Source organism: Mizugakiibacter sediminis, from assembly GCF_000953855.2.
GTDB lineage: Bacteria > Pseudomonadota > Gammaproteobacteria > Xanthomonadales > Rhodanobacteraceae > Mizugakiibacter > Mizugakiibacter sediminis.
Genome location: NZ_DF970169.1, coordinates 1 through 5,283 on the forward strand (window position 1 = coordinate 1; position 5,283 = coordinate 5,283).

Sequence of the window (5,283 nt, forward strand, 5' to 3'; positions counted from 1 at the left end):
AGACGCGGGCGCCGATGCCGCGCCGGCGGCGGCCGGCGATCCGGCGCCCGCCGCACGCGCCGTCCCGTCCCCCGCCGAGCTGCCGGCCGCGGAAGCGCCCGCGGCGCAGGCCCCCGCCGCGGAGGCGGGCCCGCCGCCGCTCGACCTCGCCGAGATCGAGGCGCTGTTCGAGGATCTGCCGGGCCTGGGCGATGCGCAGCCCGGCGGACGCTCGGCCGGCGCCACGCCGGACGAACTGGCCGCGCAACTGGACGCGCTGTTCGCCGATGCGCCCGCGATGCCGCCGCAATCGGCCGCGGGTGCCGCCCCCGACCCGGCGCCGGCCGTGCGTGCCGACGATATCGACCTCGACCTGCCGGCGATCGACCTGCCGGATCTCGACATGGCGGCGGCGGCCGAACCCGCCGCCGGCCCGGACGGCCCCGCTGCGACGGCACCCGTGGAAGACGCTGCGGCGCCCGACTGGGCGCTGGTCGATTTCGACGTCGCGCCGGCAGCGCCGCAGCCGCGCGCGCAGCCGCGCGAGTTCGGCATCGAGAAGGTGTCGGCGGCGGAACTGATCGCGCCCGCCGCCGCCGTCGGCGACGCCGAGCCGGTGAAGTTCGATCTGGAGAAGATCTCCACCGCCGAATATCTCGCCCCGGACGCGGCGCCGGCCGGCGCGGAGCCGTTGCCGGTCGCGGTCGACAAGGTATCGGCCGCGGAATACCTCGCGCCCGAAGGCGGCGACGCGGCGGCGACGCCGATCACCCCCGGCCTGAGCCTGGAACTGGTGCCGATGGAGGAAGCGATCGCGCCGCGGGCGATGGAAGCCGCGCCCGGGCGGCACGTGGCCGAGATGCGCCTCGACGGCGAGGCGGCGGGCGTGCGCCGCGTGGTCGCGCTCGGCGCCTCGATCGGCGGGCCGGAAGCGGTCCGCGAATTCGTCGCGGCGCTGCCCGCGGATATGTCGGCGACGGTGGTCCTCGCCCAGCATCTCGACGCCGCGTTCGTCGGCGCGATGGTGGCCCAGCTCGCCAAGGTCAGCGCGCTGCCGGTGCGCGTCGCCGCGCCGGGTCTGACCGTCGGCCACGGCGAGGTGCTGGTGGTGCCGTCCGACCGCCGCCTGCGCCTCGACCGCAGCGGCCGCGTGCGGCTGGAAGCGCTGCCGGAGGGCTGCCCCTACGCGCCTTCCATCGACCACACCTTCGGCGACCTCGCCGAGGTCTTCGGTCCCGACCTGCTGGCGGTCGTGTTCTCCGGCATGGCCAGCGACGCGGTCGCCGGCGTGCTCGAGGTGGCGGCGCGCGGCGGCAAGGTCTGGGCGCAGGATCCCGACAGTTGCGTGGTCAGCTCGATGGTCGACGGCGCCTGCGCGTCGGGCGTGGTCGCCTTCACCGGCACGCCGCGCGCCTTGGCGGCGCGGCTGCTGGCCGAATTGGGCAAGTGAGGAACGACGACATGAGCACCGAACTGCCCCGCGAGATCCGCGGCGTGCTGATCCAGGTCACCGGCGGCCGCCTGCTGCTGCCGAACGCCACGGTGGCCGAGGTGATCACCTTCGCCACGCCGGACAAGGTCGACGGCGCGCCCGCCTGGCTGCTCGGCCGCATCGCCTGGCGCGGCTGGCGCCTGCCGCTGGTGTCGTTCTCGATGCTGGCCGGCTTCGCCGCGCAGGAGCGCGCGCTGAACTCGCGCGTCGCCGTGCTGAAGGCGCTGGGCGGCAACGCGCGCATGCCGTTCATCGCCATGGTGACGCAGGGCTTCCCGCGTCTGACCACGCTGACCCAGGACATCCTGGTGCCGACCGGCGACGAGAACGCGCTGCCCACCGGCGTGCGCGGCGAAGTGCTGGTGCGCGACGACCACGCCGTGATCCCCGACCTCGACGCCATCGAGACGATGGTGCAGGACGCCCTCGCCGCGGCGGCCTGAGGCTGCCGCTCAGAAGTCGCCGTACAGCGCCTGCAGCGCCGCCAGCGCGGCGAGCCCGGCCGTCTCCGTGCGCAGGATGCGCGGTCCGAGGCGCAGGCCGGCGAAGCCGGCGGCGCGCAGCGCGGCCACGTCGCGCTCGCCGAAACCGCCCTCGGGGCCTACCGCCAGCAGCGCCTGATGCGGCAGGCCGCCCAGAGCGCGCGGGGCCGTTTCGCCCTCGGGCAGCAGCGCCAGCCGCGCGGCGCCGTCGCCGGCCAGCGTCGCCAGCCAGGCGTCCAGCGGCCGCGGCGCGTCGATCTGCGGCAGCCGCGCCCGCCCGCTCTGTTCGCAGGCGCCGACGGCCACCGCGCGCCAGTGCGCCAGGCGCTTGTCGGCGCGCTCGGCATCCAGCCGCACCTCGGTGCGTTCGCTGATGATCGGCACGATGCGCGCCACGCCGAGTTCGGTGGCCTTCTGCACGATCAGGTCCATCTTCTCGCCGCGGGCGATGCCCTGCGCCAGCGTCAACCGCAGCGGCGATTCCGGCAGCGCCTCGCGGCGCGCCCCGACGCGCGCGGTGACCGCGCGCCTGGCGATGCCGGTCAGCGTCGCAGGGAAATCGCCGCCGCTGCCATCGAACAGCACCACCGCGTCGCCGACGCCCAGCCGCAGCACGCGCGCCACGTGCTCGCCGGCCTGTTCGGGCAGCGTCACCTCGGCGCCTTCGGCGAGCGGGGAGTCGACGTGGATGCGGATCTGGCGCATGGCGGTGGCGGGGATCGGGGCGGCGTTCGATTGTACGGGGTTGCCCGCCCGCCGGCCCCGGGGGGCGCGGCGGGGAGCAAGGAGCGGATGGCCGCGCCGCCGGCGTGCGTCTATCGTGGCGCCGACCCCACCGGAGACACCGATGAAACTCTACGACTACCTGCCCTCGCAGAACGGCTGGAAAGTCCGCGCGCTGGCCGCGCAGCTCGGCATCGCGCTGGAAACCGAATACGTGTCGATCTTCGAAGGCGGCGCGCGCACGCCGGCGTTCCTGCAGAAGAATCCGATGGGCGCGGTGCCGGTGCTGGAGCTGGACGACGGCCGCAGCATCGCCGAATCCAACGCGATCCTCTGCTTCCTCGCCGAGGGCTCGCCGCTGCTGCCGGCCGATCCGGTCGAGCGCGGCCGCGTGCTGCAGTGGCTGTTCGCCGAACAGAACCACATCGAGCCGGTGATCGGTTCGCTGCGCTACTGGACGCTGACCGGCAAGCTGCCGCGCCGCGCCGCCTCGCTGATCGACGCCAAGCGTTCCGCCGGCGAGCAGCGCCTGGACATGATCGAGCGCCATCTCGAACGGCACCCGTTCCTCGCCAACGACCGCTACAGCATCGCCGACCTCGCCGTGTACGCCTACGGCCATCTCGCCGAGGACGCCGGTTTCAGCTTCGCGCGGCGCCCCGCCTGGCGCGCGTGGATGGCGCGCGTCGCCGAGGCCGCCGCGCCGCTGCCGCCGGTGGTGCCGTACGACGTCGATCCGCACGCGTCGCGCGAGCTGTAGGGCGAAACCGGCGCAGCCGGTTCCACCGCATGCCGGGCACGCGGAAGCCGCTGCGCGGATTCCGCCCTACGCGGCGACCGCGCGCTCGATGCCTGCCGCCGCCACGCCGACCATGAAGTCGATCTCCTCCTCGGTGATCACGTACGGCGGCATGAAGTAGACCACGTTGCCGAGCGGGCGCAGCAGGGCGCCGTGTTCGAGGCCGTGCAGGTAGACGCGCAGGCCGCGACGCTCGTCGGCCGGCCAGGGCGTGCGCGTCGCCTTGTCGCGCACCAGCTCGACGGCGGCGATCATGCCGGTCTGGCGCACCTCGGCGACGTGCGGGTGGTCGGCCAGCGGCGCCAGCCGCGCGGCGAGGCGCGCGGCCAGCGCGCGGTTGCGCTCCAGCACCGGCTCGCTGCGGAAGATCTCCAGCGTGGCCAGCGCGGCGCGGCAGGCCAGCGGATTGCCGGTGTAGCTGTGCGAGTGCAGGAAGGCCTTGCCGCTGCCGTACTCGGCGTAGAAGGCCTCGTACACGCGCGAGGACGTCAGCACCGCCGACAGCGGCAGGAAGCCGCCGGTCAGGCCCTTCGACAGGCACATGAAGTCGGGCGCGACGCCGGCCTGCTCGCAGGCGAACAGCGTGCCGGTGCGGCCGAAGCCGACGGCGATCTCGTCGGCGATGAAGTGCACCTCGAATGCGTCGCACAGCGCGCGCAGGCCGGCGAGATAGCGCGGGTGGTACATGCGCATGCCGCCGGCGCACTGCACCAGCGGCTCGACGATCACCGCGCAGATCTCGTGCGCGTGGCGTTCGAGGATCGCGCGCAGCTCGCCGAGGCGACGCTCGGCGACGGCCTCCCACGATTCGCCCGGCGCGCGCGCGTAGGCGTCGGGCGAGGGCGCCAGGATCGGCGTCAGCAGCAGCGGCGCGTAGGTCTCGCGGTACAGCGCGACGTCGCTGACCGACAGCGCGCCCAGCGTCTCGCCGTGGTAGCTGCCGGTCAGCGCGACGAAGCGCGTCTTGTCGCCGCGGCCGAGGTTGCGCCAGTAGTGGAAGCTCATCTTCAGCGCCACTTCCACCGCCGCCGAGCCGTTGTCGGCGAAGAACACGCGCTCGAGGCCGGGCGGCGCGATGCGCACCAGCGCCTCGGCCAGCTCCAGCGCAGCGTCGTGGGTGAAGCCGGCGAAGATCACATGCTCCAGGGTGTCGAGCTGCTGCTTCAGCGCGGCGCCGATGCGAGGATTGGCGTGGCCGAAGATGTTGGTCCACCACGAGCTGATCGCATCGAGGTAGCGGCGGCCGTCGTGGTCGTACAGCCACACGCCTTCGCCGCGCGCGATCGGGATCATCGGCACGGATTCGTGGTCGCGCATCTGCGTGCACGGGTGCCAGACCACGGCGAGGTCGCGCGCGGCCAGCGCGGCGTTGCGGGAAGCGGGGAGGGTGTCCATGGCTTGCTATGATCCCCGCGTCCCGCGCCGCGGCTCAAGTCTGGCGGCGTTTCCGCCCTCCGTCGCCCGATGACCCGTCCACGCATCGTCCTTGCTTCCGCCGCCGCCTTGCTGCTCGCGCTGGCGGTGCTGATCGCGTTCATGCCCGCGCGGCTGGCGCTGCGGCTCACGGGCGAGCGGCTGGGCCCGCTGCGCCTGGAGGGCGTGTCCGGCACCCTGTGGCAGGGCCACGCCGCGCTGGCGTGGTGGGGGCCGCGCGCGCTGGGTGCACTGGACTGGACGCTGGCGCGCGCCCCGCTGCTGGCCGGCCGCGCCGAGGCGACGTACGCGCTGCGCGGCGCCGACGGCCTCGCGTTGCGCGGCGCGGCGACGCGCGCGGGCGAGCGCGTCGATCTGCGCGACGTCGCGCTCGA

6 protein-coding genes are annotated in these 5,283 nt (G+C 74.5%); 4 read left to right on the forward strand and 2 right to left on the reverse strand.

All coding sequences use genetic code 11. The features are described 5' to 3' along the window. Positions 1 to 1,429 (forward strand): chemotaxis protein CheB (locus MBSD_RS05165; RefSeq protein ID WP_062535720.1); only part of this gene is annotated, 1,429 nt, incomplete at its 5' end. 11 nt (positions 1,430 to 1,440) lie between these two features. Next, positions 1,441 to 1,914 carry a chemotaxis protein CheW gene (locus MBSD_RS05170; protein ID WP_062535722.1) on the forward strand — a complete coding sequence of 158 codons (474 nt, stop codon included), beginning with the start codon at positions 1,441 to 1,443 and terminating at the stop codon, positions 1,912 to 1,914. 9 nt (positions 1,915 to 1,923) lie between these two features. Here MBSD_RS05170 and MBSD_RS05175 read toward each other — a convergent pair whose 3' ends face one another. Next, positions 1,924 to 2,658, reverse strand: coding sequence for a 16S rRNA (uracil(1498)-N(3))-methyltransferase (locus tag MBSD_RS05175; RefSeq protein WP_062535724.1), 735 nt, complete (start codon positions 2,656 to 2,658; stop codon positions 1,924 to 1,926). Between the two features lie 142 nt (positions 2,659 to 2,800). Between MBSD_RS05175 and MBSD_RS05180 the strand changes: the two genes are divergently transcribed. Next, positions 2,801 to 3,436, forward strand: coding sequence for a glutathione S-transferase family protein (locus MBSD_RS05180; RefSeq protein ID WP_062535726.1), 636 nt, complete (start codon positions 2,801 to 2,803; stop codon positions 3,434 to 3,436). A 66-nt stretch (positions 3,437 to 3,502) separates the two neighbouring features. Here MBSD_RS05180 and MBSD_RS05185 read toward each other — a convergent pair whose 3' ends face one another. Continuing rightward, positions 3,503 to 4,870: an adenosylmethionine--8-amino-7-oxononanoate transaminase gene (locus tag MBSD_RS05185; protein ID WP_062535728.1), complete on the reverse strand. Its 1,368-nt coding sequence runs from the start codon at positions 4,868 to 4,870 to the stop codon at positions 3,503 to 3,505. 69 nt (positions 4,871 to 4,939) lie between these two features. Between MBSD_RS05185 and gspN the strand changes: the two genes are divergently transcribed. Further along, on the forward strand, positions 4,940 to 5,283 hold a 344-nt coding region (gene gspN / locus MBSD_RS05190; RefSeq protein ID WP_148667809.1), incomplete at its 3' end, for a type II secretion system protein N.

Coding starts and splice junctions, on each gene's coding strand:
- MBSD_RS05175 (WP_062535724.1), bottom strand. CDS start 2,658: ATGCGCCAGATCCGCATCCACGTCGACTCCCCGCTCGCCGAAGGCGCC.
- MBSD_RS05185 (WP_062535728.1), bottom strand. CDS start 4,870: ATGGACACCCTCCCCGCTTCCCGCAACGCCGCGCTGGCCGCGCGCGAC.
- MBSD_RS05170 (WP_062535722.1), top strand. CDS start 1,441: ATGAGCACCGAACTGCCCCGCGAGATCCGCGGCGTGCTGATCCAGGTC.
- MBSD_RS05180 (WP_062535726.1), top strand. CDS start 2,801: ATGAAACTCTACGACTACCTGCCCTCGCAGAACGGCTGGAAAGTCCGC.